The 19,386-nt window shown below is 64.6% G+C and carries 18 protein-coding genes and 3 pseudogenes; 14 read left to right on the top strand and 7 right to left on the bottom strand.

Annotation, left to right across the window (positions count from 1 at the left end; genetic code table 11):
- Positions 1-69: 69 nt before the first annotated feature.
- Together F6X37_RS10910 and F6X37_RS10905 are read right to left on the bottom strand one after the other, a co-directional pair.
- Positions 70-972: a LysR family transcriptional regulator gene (locus F6X37_RS10910; protein ID WP_187611272.1), complete on the bottom strand. Its 903-nt coding sequence runs from the start codon at positions 970-972 to the stop codon at positions 70-72.
- A 104-nt stretch (positions 973-1,076) separates the two neighbouring features.
- Positions 1,077-1,805, bottom strand: a complete 729-nt coding sequence (locus tag F6X37_RS10905; RefSeq protein WP_187611271.1) for a 2OG-Fe(II) oxygenase — start codon at positions 1,803-1,805, stop codon at positions 1,077-1,079.
- Positions 1,806-2,018: 213 nt separating this feature from the next.
- Here F6X37_RS10905 and F6X37_RS10900 point away from each other — a divergent pair, with 213 nt between their 5' ends.
- The gene (locus F6X37_RS10900; protein ID WP_187611270.1) at positions 2,019-2,666 is read left to right on the top strand and encodes a DsbA family oxidoreductase; all 648 of its coding nucleotides are present in this window, start codon (positions 2,019-2,021) and stop codon (positions 2,664-2,666) included.
- A 188-nt stretch (positions 2,667-2,854) separates the two neighbouring features.
- Here F6X37_RS10900 and F6X37_RS10895 read toward each other — a convergent pair whose 3' ends face one another.
- Entirely contained in the window at positions 2,855-3,175 is a 321-nt protein-coding gene (locus F6X37_RS10895) for a pyrimidine/purine nucleoside phosphorylase (RefSeq protein WP_008917257.1), read from the bottom strand.
- Positions 3,176-3,372: 197 nt separating this feature from the next.
- Here F6X37_RS10895 and F6X37_RS10890 point away from each other — a divergent pair, with 197 nt between their 5' ends.
- Together F6X37_RS10890 and F6X37_RS37595 are read left to right on the top strand one after the other, a co-directional pair.
- Complete coding sequence (locus F6X37_RS10890; RefSeq protein ID WP_187611269.1) at positions 3,373-3,948, top strand: cysteine hydrolase family protein; 576 nt, start codon at positions 3,373-3,375, stop codon at positions 3,946-3,948.
- Positions 3,863-4,390: a BON domain-containing protein gene (locus F6X37_RS37595; protein ID WP_316251954.1), complete on the top strand. Its 528-nt coding sequence runs from the start codon at positions 3,863-3,865 to the stop codon at positions 4,388-4,390. The genes F6X37_RS10890 and F6X37_RS37595 overlap by 86 nt, the downstream gene beginning before the upstream one ends.
- Before the next feature lie 142 nt (positions 4,391-4,532).
- Here the strand turns inward: F6X37_RS37595 and F6X37_RS10880 are convergent, their stop codons facing one another.
- A complete protein-coding gene (locus F6X37_RS10880; protein ID WP_035471695.1) occupies positions 4,533-5,309 on the bottom strand; it encodes a hypothetical protein in 777 nt (258 codons plus the stop codon).
- 518 nt (positions 5,310-5,827) lie between these two features.
- Here F6X37_RS10880 and F6X37_RS10875 point away from each other — a divergent pair.
- From F6X37_RS10875 to F6X37_RS10860, 4 genes are all read left to right on the top strand, one after another.
- A complete protein-coding gene (locus tag F6X37_RS10875; protein WP_187611267.1) occupies positions 5,828-7,018 on the top strand; it encodes an L-dopachrome tautomerase-related protein in 1,191 nt (396 codons plus the stop codon).
- A gap of 211 nt (positions 7,019-7,229) precedes the next feature.
- A complete protein-coding gene (locus F6X37_RS10870; RefSeq protein ID WP_187611266.1) occupies positions 7,230-8,435 on the top strand; it encodes a paraquat-inducible protein A in 1,206 nt (401 codons plus the stop codon).
- Positions 8,432-9,727 carry an MlaD family protein gene (locus tag F6X37_RS10865; protein WP_187611265.1) on the top strand — a complete coding sequence of 432 codons (1,296 nt, stop codon included), beginning with the start codon at positions 8,432-8,434 and terminating at the stop codon, positions 9,725-9,727. The genes F6X37_RS10870 and F6X37_RS10865 overlap by 4 nt, the downstream gene beginning before the upstream one ends.
- Positions 9,724-10,359, top strand: coding sequence for a membrane integrity-associated transporter subunit PqiC (locus tag F6X37_RS10860; protein WP_187611264.1), 636 nt, complete (start codon positions 9,724-9,726; stop codon positions 10,357-10,359). Before F6X37_RS10865 ends, F6X37_RS10860 begins: the two co-directional genes overlap by 4 nt.
- Before the next feature lie 165 nt (positions 10,360-10,524).
- Here the strand turns inward: F6X37_RS10860 and F6X37_RS10855 are convergent.
- Both F6X37_RS10855 and F6X37_RS37590 read right to left on the bottom strand, forming a co-directional pair.
- Positions 10,525-10,731, bottom strand: a pseudogene (locus F6X37_RS10855) (MarR family transcriptional regulator); the annotation flags it as partial.
- Positions 10,732-10,778: 47 nt separating this feature from the next.
- Positions 10,779-10,928 (bottom strand): annotated as a pseudogene (locus tag F6X37_RS37590) (protocatechuate 3,4-dioxygenase); the annotation flags it as partial.
- On the opposite strand from F6X37_RS37590, the pseudogene F6X37_RS10845 reads away from it, so the two are divergent.
- A pseudogene (locus tag F6X37_RS10845) lies at positions 10,927-11,520 on the top strand (LysR substrate-binding domain-containing protein); the annotation flags it as partial. The pseudogenes F6X37_RS37590 and F6X37_RS10845 sit on opposite strands and share 2 nt — an antisense overlap.
- A gap of 290 nt (positions 11,521-11,810) precedes the next feature.
- On the top strand, positions 11,811-12,407 hold the full coding sequence (locus F6X37_RS10840) for a molybdopterin-dependent oxidoreductase (protein WP_187611263.1): 597 nt from the start codon (positions 11,811-11,813) through the stop codon (positions 12,405-12,407).
- Here F6X37_RS10840 and F6X37_RS10835 read toward each other — a convergent pair.
- Complete coding sequence (locus F6X37_RS10835; protein ID WP_187611318.1) at positions 12,380-12,592, bottom strand: hypothetical protein; 213 nt, start codon at positions 12,590-12,592, stop codon at positions 12,380-12,382. The genes F6X37_RS10840 and F6X37_RS10835 overlap by 28 nt on opposite strands.
- 139 nt (positions 12,593-12,731) lie before the next feature.
- On the opposite strand from F6X37_RS10835, the gene F6X37_RS10830 reads away from it, so the two are divergent.
- From F6X37_RS10830 to F6X37_RS10810, 5 genes are all read left to right on the top strand, one after another.
- The gene (locus tag F6X37_RS10830; RefSeq protein ID WP_018423374.1) at positions 12,732-13,142 is read left to right on the top strand and encodes a DUF2946 domain-containing protein; all 411 of its coding nucleotides are present in this window, start codon (positions 12,732-12,734) and stop codon (positions 13,140-13,142) included.
- Positions 13,143-13,326: 184 nt separating this feature from the next.
- Positions 13,327-15,600, top strand: coding sequence for a TonB-dependent receptor (locus F6X37_RS10825; protein WP_410451215.1), 2,274 nt, complete (start codon positions 13,327-13,329; stop codon positions 15,598-15,600).
- A 70-nt stretch (positions 15,601-15,670) separates the two neighbouring features.
- On the top strand, positions 15,671-17,173 hold the full coding sequence (locus F6X37_RS10820) for a PepSY-associated TM helix domain-containing protein (RefSeq protein ID WP_187611261.1): 1,503 nt from the start codon (positions 15,671-15,673) through the stop codon (positions 17,171-17,173).
- A gap of 99 nt (positions 17,174-17,272) precedes the next feature.
- Positions 17,273-18,067: a DeoR/GlpR family DNA-binding transcription regulator gene (locus F6X37_RS10815; protein WP_187611260.1), complete on the top strand. Its 795-nt coding sequence runs from the start codon at positions 17,273-17,275 to the stop codon at positions 18,065-18,067.
- The gene (locus F6X37_RS10810; protein ID WP_187611259.1) at positions 18,064-19,209 is read left to right on the top strand and encodes an MFS transporter; all 1,146 of its coding nucleotides are present in this window, start codon (positions 18,064-18,066) and stop codon (positions 19,207-19,209) included. The genes F6X37_RS10815 and F6X37_RS10810 overlap by 4 nt, the downstream gene beginning before the upstream one ends.
- The last annotated feature ends 177 nt before the right edge of the window (positions 19,210-19,386 follow it).

Here is a 19,386-nt window from a genome sequence, read left to right as displayed (position 1 = left end):
ACGCTGCCGTCTCGTTTCGCGAATGCTCGATGGCGGAGCCGCGGCGCGCAGTGCGGGTGGTGGAATCGTCTAAGGCGGATTGCCGAGGAACGACACCAGCGCGGCCGCGCTCGCGCTCAACTGCTCGCGCGCCTTGAAGATGATGATCAGATGACGCTCCGCCCACGCATCGGCAAGCGGCAGCAGCCGCACGTCGAGCGTGTTCACGTAGAGCAGGCCGACCGGCTCGGGCACGATCGCGATGCCGAGCCCCGCATGCACCATCCGGCACAGCGCATCGAGACTGCTCACGCGCATCCGCACCTCGAGCTGCTGGCCCGCGCTCGCCGCCTGCTGCGCGAGCAAACGCGTGAGCGCGCTTTCGCTGCGCAAGCCGACGAAGCTGTCGTGCAACAGATCGTCGAAGTTCACCCGCGCCGCGCTGGCGAGCCGATGCCCACCCGGCACGAGCACCGCGAGCCGGTCCTGGCGGTACGGCACCTGCTCGAACGCCTCGCTGCCAGCAACCGGATTGCAGATGCCGAAGTCCGCGCCGTGTTCGTCGACGATACGCAGCACGTCCGCGCTGTTTTCTTCTTCGAGTTCGATCGCTACATCCGGGAACGCGCGGCCGAACGCGGCCACGTCTTCAGGCAGAAACTGCACGATCGACGACAGATTCGCAACCACCCTCACGCGTCCTTTGACGCCCGTCGAAAAGCGCGACAACTCCGCGCTCATCTGCTCGATATTGCCGATGATCGCGAGCGCGTAGCGCAGCACGGTCTCGCCGACCGGCGTCACGGTAATGCCGCGCGACTGCCGTTGAATCACCGGCAGGCCGATCAGCGCCTCGATCTCGGCGATGCGCCGGCTCACCGCCGACGACGCGATGAACTCGCGCTGCGCCGCGCGCGCGATATTGCGCTCCTGGCAAACGGCGACGAACAGACGCAGCGAAGTCAGATCGAGTTTCTTGAGCAGGTTTTCCATGGGACGAGGCGACGGATCTTACGACAATGGCGGCAGATCGCTGGAATCGTGGCCGTTATCGTCTCACGGCACGCGGTGTTGCGCCATTGCGCCGACAGCGGCCCTCACAGCGCATCATGAAAGATGATGCCGACCGTATGCCGATGTCCCGAGCGCAGGCGGCTCACGCCGTGCCGCAGATTCACGCGATACGGCCCGCGCGTACCCTGCACGGGCCGGCTGTTCACAGTGAACACGACCGCGTCGCCCTTCGCGAGCGGCACGACTTCGGCACGCGACTGCATGCGCGGACGCTGCTCGGTCATCACGAACTCGCCGCCTGTGAAGTCGCGCCCCGGCTCCGACAGCAGTACCGCAACCTGCAGCGGGAACACGTGTTCGCCGTACAGATCCTGATGCAGGCAATTGAAATCGCCCTCGCCGTATTGCAGGATCAGCGGCGTCGGACGCACCTGGCCGGCGTCATGGCAGCGTCGAATGAAATCCGCATGTTTCGGCGGATAGCGCACGTCGATGCCCATCGCCATGTTCCAGCGGTTCGCGACCGGCACGAGGTGCGGATAAAGGGCACCGCGCAAGCCGCCGACGAGCGACGGCAGCGGATACGCAAAGTACTTGTATTCGCCGCGACCGAAGCCGTGGCGCGCCATGACGACGCGGCTGCGATAAAGCGCGTCGCGTGTATAGAGCGCGCTCAGCGCGTCGCATTCGCGGGGCGTCAACAGTTGCGGCACGGCGGCGCAGCCGTACTGATCGAGATCGTGTTCGATCCGCGGCCAGTCGAGTGCGTCGACGCGGTGGTCGATCGTTTGGGTGGGAGCGATTGCGTTCATCGTCGATGACTGGGCGGCGCGGGCTCGTCGCCCGCGCCATCAAGGTAGGTAGCTCGATGAACTTAGTGTACGAGTGTGGTGGCGGGAAAACACTCCGGGTCTTGCGGTCAAATTCAGCCGCACTGCACGGACGGACGATTCACGCTACGCTGTCGGTTTCGTTGCGGCCGCACTTGCCGCCGCCGCATCGCACTTCATTCCGCCAGGACAACCATGAAACAGCAGCTCACCATCGATTTTGTTTCCGACATTGCCTGCCCGTGGTGCGCGATCGGCCTGTCGTCGCTGCAGCTCGCGCTCGCGCGGCTTCAGGACAAAATCGACGCGCGTATCGTCGTGCATCCATTCGAACTGAATCCGCAGATGGGACCGGACGGCGAAGACATCGTCGAGTATCTCGGCAAGAAATACGGCCGCACAGCCGCGCAGATCGCCGAAACGCAGGCGATGATCCGCGAACGCGGCGCGAGCGTCGGCTTCGATTTCGGTCCGCGCATCCGCACCTACAACACGTTCGACGCGCACCGCCTGCTGCATTGGGCCGGCCTGAAGGGCCACCAGTTACCGCTGAAGCTCGCGCTATTGCGCGCGTATCATGCCGACGGCAAGAATCCGGGCAATCATGACGTGCTGGTCGAAGCGGCCCAGTCGGTAGGACTCGACGCCAACGAAGCGCGCGACGTGCTGACGAGCGGCGCGTATGCCGATGAAGTGCGCGAAGCGGAAAAGAACAATCAGGAAATGGGCATTCAATCGGTGCCGTCGATCATTTTCAACCGCCGCTATCTGGTGACCGGCGGCCAGCCGGTCGAGCAATTCGTGCAGGTGATCGAGGAGATCGTGGCGAAAGAGACAGCGTAAGGTTCATCGTCGAAGCGAAGCGTGATGGACGGCCCATTCTGAGTACCTGGCTCACGCATGCACTCGCGAATGCTTGCGTGTTGTCTCTTCAACACATCTGAGCAAAGATAGCCTGGGTCCATTGTCCAAGCCGTCCCGGCTGCTTGCAACAGGTCTTTCTTATCCCACTGCACGCGCCTTAAAGCCGCTTACAGATAGCTGCAAACGTAGTCCAGCGTTTCAACCACATCGATATCGAAGCGGCTCTTGCCAGGCACCGAGAACGATTCGCCCGCGCCATAGGTCTTCCACTCATCGCTGCCGTCGAGACGGATGCGGCATTTGCCCGCCTGCACTTCCATCAGCTCCGGCGCGTCGGTGCCGAAGTTCAGCGTGCCGGGCAGGATCACGCCGAGCGTCTTGCGCGTGCCGTCGGCGAACAGCACGGTGTGCGACACGCACTTGCCGTCGAAGTACACGTTGGCTCGTTTGACAACAGAAACCTGGTCGAATTGCGTTGCAGCCGTCATGGCGGTCTTCCTCTGGATCATCGTGAATGGATGCGTTGCGGCCCGGTGGGCGCGGCAGACGGCGCGCGATCCGCGCAAGCCGCCCGCGCAGGGCGCCCTGCCGGGCGCGAGCCCGCCATCATACATGGCTATTGACGGCGCCAATACGGTAAAGTCTGCCAGAATCATATCGACACCCACACAGACTCATTCGACCCATGCGCTCTCCCGCTCCTTCCGCCGGCGCCGTATTGTTGTTGATCGATCTGCAACGCGCGATCGATCATCCGAGTTGGGGCGAGCGCAACAATCCCGCAGCCGAGACGCAGGTGAGCCGCTTGCTCGCGCATTGGCGTAGCCAAGGCTGGCCGGTGTGGCATGTGCGGCACGACTCGACGGAGCCTGGGTCGCACTATCGGCCGGGTCAGGCGGGACACGAATTCAAGGCGTCCAACGTGCCGTTGCCCGACGAACCGGTGATTGCGAAACGCACGAATAACGCGTTCATCGGCACGGGACTCGAAGACCGCCTGCGCGCCGCCGGCCACTCGACGCTGGTCGTGGCGGGTGTCATCACCAACAACTCGGTCGAGGCCACGGTGCGGATGGCCGGCAACCTCGGTTTCGATACCTATCTCGTGGCCGACGGCTGTTTCACTTTTGCACGGACCGACTGGCACGGAACGCCGCGCAGTGCCGACGACGTTCATGCGATGTCACTGGCCAATCTCGATCACGAGTACTGCACGGTCGTCACGACGGACGTGCTATTGGGCAACGGGCAAGCGCAATAGCCGCAACGTCGATCTGCTGCGCGGCGAGCGACAATCAGGTGGGACAGGAGGACTTGTGAGAAAAGACAGCGCGAGCACCCTAATTGGCGCCATTGCCGCGGCAGCGATTGCGATTGGCACTGCGACCTGTGCGAATGCGCAAACCAGTGGCGGCATGCCGAACGATGCTTCCGCGCAAAGCCAATCCATGGCGGCATCGCCGGCTCGCAACAGAACCGATAGCGAACTCGCGCGCGACGTGCGGCGCGCGCTCGCACGCACACCGAACCTGCATTCAACGTCGATTCACGTGCAGGCGCGCCGCGGTATCGTGACGCTGACCGGTTGGGTACCGCAGCGCGCTCAGGTGCAACGCGCGGGCAGTGTCGCGAGGTCGGTGCGCGGAGTCAGACAGGTGAATAACCATTTGAATGTGCGCACGAGAGGTGCCAGCGGTCACTAGCGCAAAACGAATAAAAGAAAGTACTCAGCCCGCCACGAATGCGGCGGGCTGAGTACTTTCTATCGGCCAATCAATCGATGCGTGCGAGTATTCGCCGCGGCGTTCCATTGCTGCACAACGCCGCCACGACTCGCGCAATACCTCAACGCCACATACGATAGCTGTAGACCGGCGCGCGATACGCATACACGCGCGGCTGCGCCCAATAGACCGGCGGACGATAAACCTGATAAGCGACAGGCGCGGCCGGTTGAACCACCGTTTCCACGACCTGCGGCATTTCATCGTATTGCGCCTGCGGATAAACCGGCACGTACTGCACGGGCGGCTGAGGATAGTCCTGCCGCACGTACACCGGCTGGTTGTCGTAGACCGGCTGCATCTGCGCGTAGGCCGGCGCCTGCTGATATTGCATTGGCGGCGGCGCATATTGCGGCTGCTGGTACACCTGCTGATATTGCTGTTGCGGCGGCGGTTGCGGCACCTGACGCTGCGCGTATTGGACCGGCCGCGGCTTCTGAGGCTGCGGCGGAATACTCGTGTACTTCGAGTTATCGTCTTCAGGAACGCCCGGCGGCAGCGGCGGCACGTCGACCCGCGCGACGTCGGTCCTGGCGGGTTGCCGCTGACCGTGATTGTGCGAGTCGATCATTGCCTGGTAATCGGCCTGATCCTGCTTGCCGCGGTTGATATAGCCATTGCGATACGCGCGGGCCACGTCCGACATCTTCGCATTCGGATCTTCTTTCATGCCGTCCGCATTGACCTTGTACTCGTTCGGACTGAGCGAGCCGGCCGGCACCTCGTCGTCGGACGCATAGGCCGCTTCGGGCCCGTCGGCCCACGCTGGATAACACTGCAGCGTTAGCACCGAAGCGACCGTCGTCACCCCGAGCCCCCAAAGCGTCGTTGTTCTCATGATCCACCTCGCGGCCGATTAAGAGTATTGAAAGCCGAAATTTTTACTTGCAGGCGTGGCTATTTGTCTGCGCGTGCAATTGTTATTTTCTAGCACATTCCTTTGACGTCGGCATTATTTTTTCTTTGCAAATGAGCGGTGTAGCGCACGAGTGACACGGCGGGTCCAAAGGCGAGTCAGGAGAAACCCTGAGAGTCAGAGTTGCCGAAATGGACCGTTTGGTACGGCGGCTCCGCACGCCGCCGCGGAGCGATTCTTTTCGCCCTGAATGACGTAGTAGCAACGCGGCCTTTTAGCGCGCCATGTCGTATCAAGCGCCACGCGACAACTCGGCTTTCCCTATTGCGCGCACTACCGTTCTCTGCTCGCGCGAAAGTCAAACAATTCGCATAAAGGACGGTCCGCAATTCACGTTGAATACCTTCCGAAAGATTCGCGGATTACGATTCACTTTATCTTTGCACGCGGCATTCGCTTTGCTGAATACGGACATTTCCGTCCTGTCCCGGAGGCAGCCCATGAAAGACACCGCCACGCCAACCGCCGCGGATCGGGTTCCACTGACCGCCGCGCCTGCATCGAGCGCCGGTGACGACGGCTCGCTGCCCCATCTGCGCGAGATTGCGTCGTTCGGGCACCAGGTGACCGGCGTCGCCGTCGCCGCGGACGGACGCATCTTCGTCAACTTCCCGCGCTGGACAGAAGACGCGCCGATCTCCGTCGGCGTCCTCACGCCCGATGGCGACGTCCGTCCTTATCCCGACGATCGATGGAACGGCTGGCGCAATGCCAGGCGTGACGAGTTGAACCCGCAGGATCGCTGGGTCTGCGTGCAGGCGATGCTGTGCGATTCCCGAAACAACCTGTGGGTACTCGACCCCGGCGCGCCGGCCCAGGCGTTCGTCGTGCCGGGCGCCCCTAAGCTGGTCCGCATCGATCTTGCGACGGATAGCGTCGTCGGCTGCATTGCGTTCACGCTCGAAATCGCGCCTCAGGGCAGCTACCTGAACGACGTGCGCATCAGTCCGGACGGCCGTTTCGCCTACATCACGGACTCTGGAACACGCGGCGCGATCGTGGTGGTCGATCTCGGCACCGGTCAAGCGCGCCGCCTGCTCGACGGGCATCCATCGACGCAAACGGATCCGGGCGTCACGGTCCATGCAGGCGGCGCACCATTGCGGCGTCCCGATGGACGCGGCGTCGAATTTGCGGCCGACGGCATCGCGCTCACTCGCGATGGACTGTATCTGTACTGGCAGGCGGTGAAGGGCAAAACGCTTTACCGCGTGCCCACCGAAGCGCTTCGCGATACCACGCTCGCGACCGATGAAGTCGGCAACCGCGTCGAGAAAGTGCTCGAGCATCGCCCCGCCGACGGGCTGCACATCGACCGGACGGGACGCCTGCTGATTACCGCAGTCGAAGAACACGCGGTGAAGGTATGGGACGGCGCGACATTGACGACGTTGCTGCACGAGCCCGGCCTGCGATGGCCGGATACGTTCGCGGAAGGGCCGGACGGCACGATCTACCTGACCGATTCACGCATTCCCGAGATGAACTGGTTCAAGCCGGGCCATCCCGACGCGCTGTCTTCGAGGTTGCTGATCATTGCCGACGCCGCTCCGTCAGCGGCGCCGAACACCAAACCGGGCACGCCGCCCGGCTCGCAAAGCGAAGCGGATCGGAACCGCTCACCCGACTGACGCCACACCGCCGCCGACCGTCCGCGCTGCCCGACGCACCGAGGCCGGGCCGGGAACGCGCCATGCTAGTGCAGGACAAGAGCTGGCGCGCGCCAGCGCGTCTGCCGTACATGCACGCGCCAAACGGCGCCAAGGGTCGAGGGATGATCGGCGAAACCTCATTCGCAACGCGCTGCCCGCCTGAAAACGGACAGCCGATGGAGAACGTCGCATGACGATCGGCTGCCCCGAATGCGGCGCGCTCGAAGACATCCCGCCGCTCACCGCCCATACCTACGCGCGTTGCCGCGCCTGTCACTTTCCGCTCGAGCGGCGTAGCGGCCGAAGCCAGACCGCGGCGCTCGCCTGCGCGAGCGCGACCTTCGTATTGCTGTTTCCGGCCAACCTCGCGCCCCTGATGTATGTCCATATGCTCGGCGTCGAACGCTCATCACTGCTGTCGTCGGGCATCGTGCAGATGTGGAACGATGGCTGGTTCATTCTCGCGGTACTGCTCGGCACCTTCGGTATCGTGCTGCCATTCATCCGCTTTGGCGGCCTCGTGATCGTCCTCGCCGCGCTGCGGCTCGGCCGGCGTACCAGAGGAATCGGCGCGCTGTTTCGCTGGACCACCTCGCTCGATATCTGGACCATGCCCGATGTCTATCTGGTCGGCTGCTTCGTCGGTTACGCGCGCGTGACGCAGAATCTGACCGGCACGATCGCCCCCGGCGGCTACTGCTTCATCGCCGCGGCGCTGCTGTCGATGCTCACGCGCGCGTCGCTCGACCGGAGAACGGTGTGGCGCGCGATCGCCGCGGAAAACGAGTTGCCGGAACATGAAGCGCCGCTGTCCTGCACGGTTTGCGATCTGGTCGTGCCGATGTCGCAGGAGGGGCGTCCGTGCCCTCGCTGCGCACTGACGTTGCGCGCTCGCAAAACCGACGCCGTCGTGCGCGCGGCCGCGCTGTCGCTCGCCGCGCTCGTTCTGACGATCCCGGCCAACCTCTTTCCGATGACCACTTCGATGCAACTCGGGCGGACCCACTCAACCCGGATCATCGACGGCGTCTACCAGCTGTTTCACGCTGGCCTGTGGCCGCTCGGCATTCTGATCATCTGTACGAGCATCGTCATTCCGGTGGCGAAGATTCTCGGCATGGCATGGTTCGTCGTCTCCGTTCGGCGCCGTTCGCGCCGGCATCTGCGGGTCAAGGCGCATCTGTACCGCCTGATCGACGAACTCGGCCGATGGTCGTACGTCGACGTGTTCACGATCGCGGCGTTCGTGCCGCTGATCGAGTTCGACGGCATCGCCTCGGCGAGACCCGCCATTGGCGCCACCGCGTTCGCGCTGGTCGTGTTTCTGACGATGGCCGCTTCGCGCGCATTCGACCCGCGCCTGATGTGGGACGTCCACCCGCGGAGCAAGCGATGAGCGGCACGCGTCCCCGTCGTTCGCAAGCTCAGGTGCGGCGCAGCGCGTGGCCCGGCTGGATCTGGGCGGTGCCGGTCGCAGCCTTCGCGATGGCCGGATGGCTCGGCGTTCGCGCGTTGATGCATCAGGGCGAGACGGTCACGGTAACCTTCGACAACGCGTACGGCATGAAGCCCGACGACACGATCGTCACGCTGCGCGGCGTGAAGGTCGGCGCCGTCTCGGAGATTACGCTCGCGCCCGATGGCCAACACGTGAAAGCCGAGCTCAAGATAGATCGCGCTGAAAAAAAATATCTGCGCAGCGAGACCAGGTTTTTCCTGCGCGGCGCCCACGTGGATCTCAACGATCCAGCGTCGATCAAGGCAGTGCTGTCCGGCCCCGAGATCGTGATGGAGCCCGGGCCCGGCGAGCCGGCATCGCGTTTCGACGGTGTCGATCGCCGCCCCGCGCTCGCGCCGGGGCACGGCCCGGTCGTCACCTATCTGGTGCGCTTCGACGGTGCGGTCGGCGACCTGAAGAGTGGTGCCGATGTGCAATTGCGCGGTTTCGACGTGGGCACCGTCACCAGCGTGCGCCTGAACTACGACGCACGCACGGGCGCGCTGAGCACCCCGGTGCAGATCGCGCTGAACCCGTCGCAGCTTGGCATCGTCGGCGCGCCGCCACCGGCCAACGGGGACTGGCGCCCGCTCGTCGATGGCATGCTCACCCGCCTCGTCGCCACAGGCTTGCGCGCGCGGTTGTCGCAAGATCCGCCGCTCGTCGGCGCGGACAAGATCAACCTCGACTTCGTGCAAGGCGCGCCGGTGGCGACGCTCGCCAGCGAGGACGGCCTGCCCGTCATTCCGAGTGTCGCCGCCGCGAATCTCGACACGACGATGGCCAAGGCCAACGAGGTGATCCAGAAAATCGACGATCTTCCGATCCGGCAAACCGGCGAACAGGTCCGCAGTATCGCCGCGCATATCGACGCGCTCAGTTCCTCGCCTCAGATCAAGGACAGCCTGACGCACATCGACCACTCGGTCGCGCAGATCGATCACACGTTGCAGCAGGTCTCGCCACAGATCGGTCCGCTCGTCGCGCAATTGCGCGAGACGGCGAACGCGGCCGATCGCACCGTTGCCGCGGCGAACCGGACGCTAGGCGGCGACGCGTCGAGCCAGAACGACCTGCCTGCCGCCATGCAGGAGCTGACCGACACCGCACGCTCGATTCGGGCACTGGCCGACTATCTCGACCGCCATCCGGAGGCGCTGATCCATGGCAGGCAGCAGGAGGCTCAATGATGACGAGGTCCACGTTCCCCGTCGGACGCGCCGTCGCGGCATCGCTCGCGACGAGCGTCAGGACGGCGGCGTTTGTCGTAACCGTCGCGGCAATGACGCTCGCCGGATGCGGACACAGCATACCGACACGCTATGTGACGTTGAACCCGATGCCCGCCGACGCGCCGCCCGCCACGGCGCCGATCCCACCGATTCAACTGACCGCCGTGCATATTCCCGCGGTGCTCGATCGGCTCGAAGTCGTCACGCTGGCTTCGCAGAACCGGCTGACGATCGACGATAGCGACCTGTGGGGCGCACCGCTCGCTCTGATGATGCGCAAAACGCTTGCCCAGGACTTGCTCACGCGGCTGCCCGCCGGATCGTTCGTCGTTCCGGATGCACCCGCGCCGCCCGGCACGCGCAGGCTGGTCGTCACCGTGCTGAATGCCACGGCCGACCCGAGCGGCACGCTGACGCTGCAAGCGGAGTGGACGCTGCTGGCCGGGCACTCGGATCAGGCGTCGCTGCGGCAGCAGGTGACGCTCGACTCCGCGATCAATGGACACGATGCGCTCGCGCAGGCGGCCGCGTTGAGCCGCGTTCTCGGCGATTTGGCCGACCGGATCGCGGCGTCGGTCCTCGCGCACTGACCGACGGCGTCGAGTTCGCTGCCGCGCCGATCACGCAGTACCGTTATCGCCTTTCCTTGTGGAAAGCCGGTTGAAACGCTGCTCGACCACGCGTGTTCCCCATTGCGTGCCTTCCGATTGTTCACTTAGCCGAAAGCCGAATGACTCGTACAGATGACGCGCCGCGTCGAGCCGCAGGATGGTCGCCAGATCTTTGGCGCTGATGCCCGGCGACATGCCGATCTCGATCACCGCATGCACGGCCGATGGCGCCAGATCGCTGTCGGCGATGCTCGTGCGCATGAAACCGAGTTCGCGGACCAGCCGACGGGAAAACTCGCGGAGTTCGAGAATCGTCGTGTCGCGGGGGTTGGCGGGGGCGTCAAATCGGATTGCCCAGCGGACAGCGCTGCCTTGATGCGCGCCTTGATGCGCGGCCTTTAAACGGCGTCGGGTACCTGACGAGTCTTCAGAAACGCTTCGAGCGTTTCGCCGCGCATGCTCGCGTACACGCCGAGATTGGTGATCTTCACCACACGCGCGAACTTCTCGAGCACGAAGAAAGACACCCCATAACGGATCAGACCGAGAATGACCTCGGAGAATCCGGGCGTGCGCGTGGTCACCGACGAAAGCGCATACGAGACGCTCGTGGCCGGTCTGCGAGCGGGCGACATCGATTTCATTCTCGGCGCGCTGCGCGACAACGACGCGACAAGCGGCCTGAAAAACGAGCGGCTGATGTCGGAAGACATGGTGGTGCTGGTGCGCCGCGGTCATCCCCTGACTCACGCGCACGATCTGACCATCATGGGTCTGCGCGACGCGCAGTGGATTCTGCCGCGCAGCAACGCGCCAGCGCGTGCGCTGTTCGAAACGCAATTCAAGCGGATGAAGGTGAAACCTCCTCTGCCGACCGTCGAGACCGCCGACCTCGCGGTGATTCGCGGCCTGCTGCTCGGTACCGACATGGCGGCGGCCTTGTCGGCGCAGCAGCTGCATCACGAGATTCAGTCCGGGCAACTGGTGGTGCTCGATGTACCGCTGCACAACACGCGGCGCGAGATCGGCCTGACGATGCGCGCGGCGGGCACGCCGTCACCGGCCGCGCGCGCATTGATCGACGCGATCCGGCTGTCGGTCGTCGATGTGACGCGCACCGTCAGTATCGGCGCGAACTGAGCACTTCCATTGATCAGGGCGACAAAGAGTGGAGGCTTCTTGCGTTGCGCCTGGTTCGTGCGTCCATGGGCATTGGAAAAGGACTTCGTCATAAACCTGCGAAGACGCGCACCGCATTGGACCGCCGCGCAAGGAACCGTGCCGGCTCCGGCACGAACCGCAAGCGGAAATAGCATAGCGAATGACGCGTTAATGAAGCATCGCCGTATCACGTGCGGCGACAATTCTCCGACAATAGAAGAGCGCGCACCTCACCACGCGGCGCCTCGACGACACCTGGAGAAAACGTAATGAACAAACGCCAGTTCCTGACCAGCGCCGCGGCACTGGGCGCGGCGGTCGCGCCCGCATTCGGCGCGAAGCGTGAGCACGCCGAATGCGGGTCGTCTCCGGTCGTCCTGACGATCTCCGGCGCGATCAAGCACAGCAATCGCGGCGCGCTCAATCCGGCTTTCGATCAACTGCTGGCGAAGCACCAGGTGAAGTTTTCGCAAGCGTACGGCGTCGATCTGCCGTGGCTCGCCAGCATGAAGACCGTGACGATCCATCCGACGATCGAATACGATGCGCACATGCATACGTTTAGCGGCCCGCTGCTCACCGACGTGCTCGCAAACGTCGGCGCGCCCGACGCGGGCAGCACGCAAATCGTCATGCACGCGGTCGATGGCTACGCGGTGTTGACGACGCTCGACAAGGTGCGCGAGTATCACTTCATCGTCGCGACACAAATGGACGGCAAGCCGCTGGCGCTCGGCGGCGTGGGGCCGTTATGGGCGATCTACGACGCCGATCAGATTCCCGAACTCGCGGCCAAGCCACTGAAGGACCGCTTCGAATTGTCGCCGTGGGGCCTGTATCACATGCAGCTCACAGAGGCGTCATAGCGCGCCGCCGAATCGCTCGACGCACGCCTGCCGCACGCGCTCGCCCACTGACCCAGCGCGAACGAACACGCACCGGCAGTATTGAACGCTTCGGCCCGCTGATCGTTCGGCAAGGCGGAATCGTCGAGCAGCGGCGCGACGAGGGGCAACGCGTCGGCGAACTGCCCGGCCGAACATAGCGCCACGGCTCGCTGGTTGTCGCCTCGGCCTCAGCGCCCGGGAATAAGCGCTGTTTCACCGTCTAATCCGCCGTTATGCCCGTCATTGCGAATGAAAGGATCGCGCGGTGATGCTAGAATCGCGCCCGTCTTTTCTTCGACGATCATGACTCGACACTCGCGCAACCACCTGACCGCATGGCTTGGCCTCGTCGCCATGTGGCTCGTCGTGTTCGCGCCGCTCGTGAGTCAGTTGCTCGAATCGGGCCGCGCCCACGAGCCGATTGCCGCGCTATGTTCGGCGCTTCACCCGGCTGGTGCAAGCAATGTGAGCGATGCGAGCGTCGTCGCTCAAACCAGCCCCGCGCCCGTGCATCTGAGCCACGACGATGCCTTCGGCGCCTGCGGCTACTGTCATCTGCTCGAACATCACGTCGCGATGCCGACGCTCGCCGCCGTCGAGCCGCCGGCCGCGCTGCCGCTGGCCGGCACCGCGCCGCCCACGTTGTCCACCCGCTTCACCCCGCTTGGCGCCTTCCCGTCGGGACGTCCGCGCGCCCCACCTGCCGTTTCCTGATCGCTACCGGTTCTGATCGCGCCTTCGTCGCTCACATCGACGAGGCCTGCGATCGCCTGTTCAATGCATCGAGGAAACGCTCATGTTCAACTTCGCGCTGCGAAGGCTCTCTTATTGCGTCCGCCGTGACGCTGTCTTTTCCGCTCATCGCGCGGTTCGTCGTTCCGTTCTTTGGCCCGCGCTCATGCCTGCCTTCGTGCCGGCTTTCGTTGCAACACCCACGCATGCCGCCGACGCAAACACCGACGCGACGCTGCCCGCCGTCAGCGTCAGTGCGAGCGCAAGCGCGAGCGCCGCACCGCGCGCCGTCGACCCGAACCTGCCGGCCTCCGTCGAAACCGTAACGCGCGATCAGTTCGCGAACTGGAACGTCGTCAACACCGAGGACGTGCTCAAGTACATGCCGAACCTGGCGGTACGCAAGCGCTTTATCGGCGATCTGAATTCGATCATCGCGGTGCGCGGCACCAGCAATACGCAGAGCGCGCGCGGCCTCGTCTATGCGGACGGCTTGCTGCTGAGCAACCTGCTTGGCAATAGCTATTCGTTTCCGCCGCGCTGGTCGATGGTGTATCCCGACGAAATCCAGCAGGTCGACGTAATCTACGGGCCGTTTTCCGCGCTGTATCCGGGCAATTCGCTCGGCGCGACCGTGCTGATCAGCACGCGCATGCCAAAGCAGTTCGAGGCCAACGCCGACGTGAAGGCATTCACGCAGCACTTCAGCCTGTTCGGCGTGAACCAGAGCTTCAACGGCAGCGAAGCGAGCGCGTCGATCGGCGATAGCATCGGCAAGTTCTCGTACCGGCTCGGCGTCAATCATCTCGAGAACACGAGTCAGCCGCTGCAATTCGCAACCCTCGCTAAATCGACCACGCCCGCCAAGGCCGGCGACACGCCCGTCACCGGCGCCTATTTCTACAACAACCAGACCAATGCGCCGACGGCCGTGCTCGGTGTGAACGGCGAAGGCATCGAGCACACGGTGCAGGACCAGTTCAAGCTGAAGATGCAGTACGACTTCACGCCGACGCTGCAGGGCGGCTTCACCCTCGGCTACTGGCACCAGACGTACAACAGCGAAACATCGACGTTCCTGCGCGACGCGGCCGGCAACCCTGTGTACAGCGGCAACGTATCGATCAACGGTTACCACTACACGATTCCGGCGGCCGCGTTTGCGCCGGGTGTCGGGCACAGCGAGAACTGGCTCTACGGCGTGTCGCTGAAAACGCGCAACGCGACCGGCTGGAACGGCGAGGCGATCGCCTCGTATTACGACATCGGCAATGGCGTCGCACGCACCGCGAATGCCGGCGGCCCGGGCAATGGCCCCGGCACCGTGCTGTTCAACGACGGCACCGGCTGGAAGACGCTGGACCTGCGCGGCACCTATACGCCCGCGACGAACCAGCCAGGACTGGCCAATCACGCACTGAGCGTCGGCTACCACTACGACAACTACTACGTCGACAACCAGACCTACAACACGCTGAACTGGCGCGACGGCGACGCGACCTCGTTCGCCAACGCGTTCACCGGCAAGACGCAGACGCAAGCTCTTTATGCGCAGGACGCGTGGCGCTTTCTGCCGCGCTGGAAGCTCGTCTACGGCGCGCGCTATGAAGACTGGCAAGCCTACGATGGCGCACAGTCGCTGCCCGGCACGACGATCGCGTACAGCGATGCCAGCCAGCGCCACCTTTCGCCGAAGGCGTCGCTATCGTTCGATGTCAGCGACGAGCTGACTTTGCGCGCGTCGATCGCTCGCGCGTATCGCTTTCCGACCGCGAGCGAACTGTTCCAGGGGCAAATCAACGGCTCCGCGATCGTCAACAACAATCCATATTTGCAGCCCGAAGACGATCTGTCGAAAGAGCTGAGCGCCGAATGGGCGCATTGGAATGGCGTGTTCCGCTTCTCCCTCTTTCAGGACGACGTGAAGAACACGATCTTCAGTCAGACCGACACCACCGTGATTCCGAGCGTGACGAACTTCCAGAACATCGGCAAGGTTCGCTCGCGCGGCGTCGAAGCAAGCTATTCGGGCGAGGACGTGTTCGTGCGCGGGCTCGATCTGCTCGCGAGCGTCGCGTACACGCAGTCGAAGATCCTCGAGAACGCACGGAATCCGGCCTCGGTCGGCAAATACTTCTACCGCATTCCGCTGTGGCGCGCGAATCTTGCCGCGACGTATCACTTCGACGCGCGCGCGGCGCTGACGCTCGCTGCGCGTTACTCGGGTCGTCAGTACAACACGCTGACGAATACCGACACGAACCCCAACGTGTTCGGCGGCACCAGCACCTACACGGTTGTCGACGCGAAGTTCACGTTCAAGCCGACGAAGCTCAGCGAACTCGGCATCGGCGTCGACAACCTGTTCGACGCGCGCTACTTCGTCTACCACCCGTATCCGGGCCGCACGTTTTATGTCGAAGCGAAGCTGCATATCTAAGCCTGATGCAAGACGCGGCAAACCGCTTGTCGCACACGAACCATCGACCCATTTGCCCGACGAGGATTTCATGTCCACGACTCGAACCGCCGAACGCGTGCGCGCGCAGAACGGTACAACCGCCGCCACGAGCGGCCCGACACATCCAGGCTATCGAACACTGTGGCGCTGGCATTTTTATGCGGGCCTCTTCGTGATGCCTTTTCTACTCGTGCTCGCCATCACCGGCACGCTGTATTGCTTCCAGCCGCAGATCGAGCCGCTGCTTTATCGACAGCAACTGGTCGTCGCACCACAAGCCGTGCCGAGGCTGGCCGACAACGCGCTGCTCGCGAAAGCGCGCGCGGCGATGCCGCCCGGCTCGATCGCGACGACCGCCGTGATCACCCGCGATCCGCAACGCAGCGCCGAATTCGTATTTCGTCTCGCGGACGGCTCGCAGCAGAGCATCTATCTGAATCCGTATAGCGGCGAGGTGCTGGGCACGCTGAGCGTCGAGCATCGCTTGATGCAGGTGGATCGCATGCTTCATCGCAAGCTGCTGCTCGGCAAGCCCGGCGAACTGCTGATGGAACTGGCCGCATGCTGGACGCTCGTGATGATCGGCACCGGCGTCGCACTATGGTGGCCGCGCGGCAAAACGACCGCGCGCGCGGTGCTGCTGCCGCGCCTGGCGCTGAAAGGACGTCCGCTATGGAAAAGTCTTCACGCGGTGATCGGCATCTGGCTCGCCCTTGGCGCACTTGCGTTCGTATTGACGGGGCTGCCGTGGACCGGCTCGTGGGGCAAACAGTTCAAGGCGTTCGCGACCGCGACGAAGCTTGGCGCTCCGCCGGGCGCGTGGGGCGGTTTGCCGTTGCGCTCCATCGTGCCGGGAACGCCCTCGGACCACCCGGGCCACGCGAGCGCCACGCTCGCGCATGCCAAGCGCGCCGACATGGACTCGATGCCCGGCATGGTCATGGACGACCTGCCGTTGCCGCTGACGCCGTGGGCCGCGGGCAACGCGAGCGTGCCCTCTTCCGCAGCCACCGACGCGGCGCAGCCTCTGTCGCTCGGGCATATCGTCGCGCTCGCCGCGTCGCTCGGTATCGCGGACGGCTACCGCATCGTGCTGCCGAGCTCCGCAGCCGGCGTCTACACGCTTTCCTATTTCCCCGCGAATCCCAAAGACGAACGCACGCTGTACGTCGACCAATACAGCGGCGCGATCCTGAAGGACATTCGCTACGGCGATTACGGCGCGATCGCGAAGGCCGTGTCGTACGGCACCTCGCTGCATATGGGTCGCTACTTCGGCGTCGCGAATCAGATACTGTGCGCGGCTATTTCGCTCGGCCTTGGCGCGCTCGCTGTGACCGGCTTCGTGATGTGGTGGAAACGTCGGCCGCAACGCTCGCTCGGCGTGCCGTCGCGCGAGCGCGCCGCGCCGCCGATGCGTGGCTGGACGACCGGCCTCGCGCTTCTCGGCGTCGTTTTCCCGCTGATGGGCGCAACGCTCGTCGCGGTGTGGCTGCTCGACCGGCTGGTTTTCGGCCGTGACTCACGACCGGAACCGAACGGCGTGGCGTGAGATCAAGACGAGCCGGGGCGCACCGCTTGTGCCTCACGAGCGTTTACGATATATTTTGCCCGCTTATGATCGATTCACGCCGAAATGGAGACGAGACCCATGCAGCGAACCCGGGAAGATGCGATCAACGGGCTACTGCCCGAGCAGCGCGAAGCACTGATTCTGGAGCGATTGCGCACGCATGGTCGCGTGCTCGCGGCCGAGCTGGCCGCCGAGCTGCAGATCTCCGAGCACACGGTGCGCCGTCATCTGCGCGATCTCGCGGATCAGGGGCACTGCAAGCGCGTGTACGGCGGTGCGCTACTGATGTCGCCCGCCGACAAACCCGCGGCGCTGCGCATGCATGAGGCCGTCGATCGCAAGGCACGCCTTGCCGCGGCGGCCGTATCGATCGTTCGTCCGAAGCAGATCGTGCTGCTCGACGCGGGCACGACGAACGTCGCGATCGCGTCGGCGCTGCCCGACAACGCCGGCCTGACCATCGTCACGAATTCGCCCGAGGCCTGCGCGCGGCTGCTGAACCGCCCCGGTATCGACGTGATCCTGATCGGCGGCCGCATCGCCGGCGGCGCGGCGGGCTCGCTCGGCGCGACCGCGCTGCTGCAGATCCAGCAGATCCGCGCGGACCTCTGTTTTCTCGGCGCCTGCGCCTTCGACCCCGACGAAGGCGTCGCCGTATTCGACGCAGAGGACGCCGAACTGAAACGCGCGATGGTCAAAGCGAGTAGCCAGATCGCCATCGCGCTGACTTCGGAAAAGCTCATGACAGCGGCGCCGTTCGCGGTAGCGCCTGTTTCGGCCGTCGATTATCTGTTCGTCGAAGCGGACGTGCCGGACGCGCGTGTCGCGAGCCTCCGGGCCGTCTGCGATAACGTGATGGCGGCGCGCCCATGAACTCACTCGTCAGGGAACGCATCGCAACGCTCGCCGTCTTTCTCGCCAACGGTTTCGGCATCGGCGCATGGGCGGTCGAGGTGCCGCGCATCAAGGAAAGCCTGGCGCTCAGCGACGCCTCGCTCGGCATCGCGCTGTTCTGCTTCGCGCTCGGCGCCATCGTTGCGATGCCGCTCGCGGGACAGCTCGCGCCGCGCGTCGGCAGCGGCCGCGCCACCGCGCTGCTCGGCGCGGCATTCGCGATCGCGTTGCCGTTGCCCGCGCTCGCGCCGGGCATGCTGACGTTGTGCCTGGTGCTGTTTGCGCTTGGCGCGTCGAACGGCGCGCTCGACGTGTCGATGAACGGACATGCGAGCGCGATCGAAACACGCTGGCGCGCGCCGATCATGTCGTCGTTTCATGCCGCGTGGAGCGCGGGCGGCCTGCTTGGCGCGGCGAGCGGCGCGATGTTGCAGAAAAGCGGCGTCGGCGTCATGGGCGGGCTGTTCGCGCCCGATCTGTTGATCGCGGCCCTGATCATTTTCGCCGCGTCGTTTGCGTTGCGCGATATCGGTCCGCGCGCGGCCGCCGCGTCGAGCGGCTTCGCATGGCCCGACAGCAGCGTGATGAAACTGGCGCTGCTCGCGTTCATGTGCATGCTCGTCGAAGGCGCGGTGGCCGACTGGAGCGCGGTGTACCTGCGCTCCACGTTGAACCAGGAAGCGAGCGTCGCCGCGATCGGCTACTCCGCGTTCGCGTTTTCGATGGCGGCCTGCCGGATCGCCGGCGATGCATCGGTGCGGCGCTTCGGTTCGAGCAAGGTGGTCGCGCTCGGCGGTCTGATCGCGCTCGCCGGACTCGCGCTCGTGCTGAGTCTGCCGACGGTGCTGACCGCGTGCGTCGGCTTCGCGATGGTCGGCATCGGTCTCGCGAATATCGTTCCGGTGATTTTCAGCGCGGCGGGTCGCTCGAGCGCGACGCCGGCGATCGGCGTGTCGATGGCGGCCACGTTCGGCTATGCGGGCTTTCTGGTCGGGCCGCCGCTGATTGGTTTCGGTGCCGGCGTGCTCGGCCTGCGCGCGGCGCTGGGCGTGCTCGTGATGGCCACGCTGATCGTGTCGCTGCTGGGCGGCAAGGCGGTGCGCGCCGCGCAACCCGCGTAGCCAGCGTTATTTCGCTTTCTTGTCGAGCACCGCAAGCGGCTTGCGAACGGGTAACGCATCGCGTGCCGCATGCTGACCCAATGGCCAGCTGAACGCGCCGAGCAGCGAGTTCGGCTGCGTACCATCGTCGAGACCGGTGGCGGGCCACTCGTGTTTCGCGGGCACCCAACGCGTGCC

It is taken from the genome of Paraburkholderia sp. 31.1 (assembly GCF_014397645.1).
In the GTDB taxonomy this organism is placed as follows: Bacteria; Pseudomonadota; Gammaproteobacteria; order Burkholderiales; family Burkholderiaceae; genus Paraburkholderia; species Paraburkholderia tuberum.
Note: the sequence above shows the minus strand (reverse complement) of the source record. Positions and strands in the feature narration are given on the sequence as shown.

Coding starts and splice junctions, on each gene's coding strand:
- F6X37_RS10895 (WP_008917257.1), bottom strand. CDS start 3,175: ATGACGGCTGCAACGCAATTCGACCAGGTTTCTGTTGTCAAACGAGCC.
- F6X37_RS10905 (WP_187611271.1), bottom strand. CDS start 1,805: ATGAACGCAATCGCTCCCACCCAAACGATCGACCACCGCGTCGACGCA.
- F6X37_RS10875 (WP_187611267.1), top strand. CDS start 5,828: ATGAAAGACACCGCCACGCCAACCGCCGCGGATCGGGTTCCACTGACC.
- F6X37_RS10870 (WP_187611266.1), top strand. CDS start 7,230: ATGACGATCGGCTGCCCCGAATGCGGCGCGCTCGAAGACATCCCGCCG.
- F6X37_RS10820 (WP_187611261.1), top strand. CDS start 15,671: ATGTCCACGACTCGAACCGCCGAACGCGTGCGCGCGCAGAACGGTACA.
- F6X37_RS10840 (WP_187611263.1), top strand. CDS start 11,811: ATGAACAAACGCCAGTTCCTGACCAGCGCCGCGGCACTGGGCGCGGCG.
- F6X37_RS10910 (WP_187611272.1), bottom strand. CDS start 972: ATGGAAAACCTGCTCAAGAAACTCGATCTGACTTCGCTGCGTCTGTTC.
- F6X37_RS10830 (WP_018423374.1), top strand. CDS start 12,732: ATGACTCGACACTCGCGCAACCACCTGACCGCATGGCTTGGCCTCGTC.
- F6X37_RS10810 (WP_187611259.1), top strand. CDS start 18,064: ATGAACTCACTCGTCAGGGAACGCATCGCAACGCTCGCCGTCTTTCTC.
- F6X37_RS10890 (WP_187611269.1), top strand. CDS start 3,373: ATGCGCTCTCCCGCTCCTTCCGCCGGCGCCGTATTGTTGTTGATCGAT.
- F6X37_RS10880 (WP_035471695.1), bottom strand. CDS start 5,309: ATGAGAACAACGACGCTTTGGGGGCTCGGGGTGACGACGGTCGCTTCG.
- F6X37_RS10860 (WP_187611264.1), top strand. CDS start 9,724: ATGATGACGAGGTCCACGTTCCCCGTCGGACGCGCCGTCGCGGCATCG.
- F6X37_RS10900 (WP_187611270.1), top strand. CDS start 2,019: ATGAAACAGCAGCTCACCATCGATTTTGTTTCCGACATTGCCTGCCCG.
- F6X37_RS37595 (WP_316251954.1), top strand. CDS start 3,863: ATGCGATGTCACTGGCCAATCTCGATCACGAGTACTGCACGGTCGTCA.
- F6X37_RS10815 (WP_187611260.1), top strand. CDS start 17,273: ATGCAGCGAACCCGGGAAGATGCGATCAACGGGCTACTGCCCGAGCAG.
- F6X37_RS10865 (WP_187611265.1), top strand. CDS start 8,432: ATGAGCGGCACGCGTCCCCGTCGTTCGCAAGCTCAGGTGCGGCGCAGC.
- F6X37_RS10825 (WP_410451215.1), top strand. CDS start 13,327: ATGCCTGCCTTCGTGCCGGCTTTCGTTGCAACACCCACGCATGCCGCC.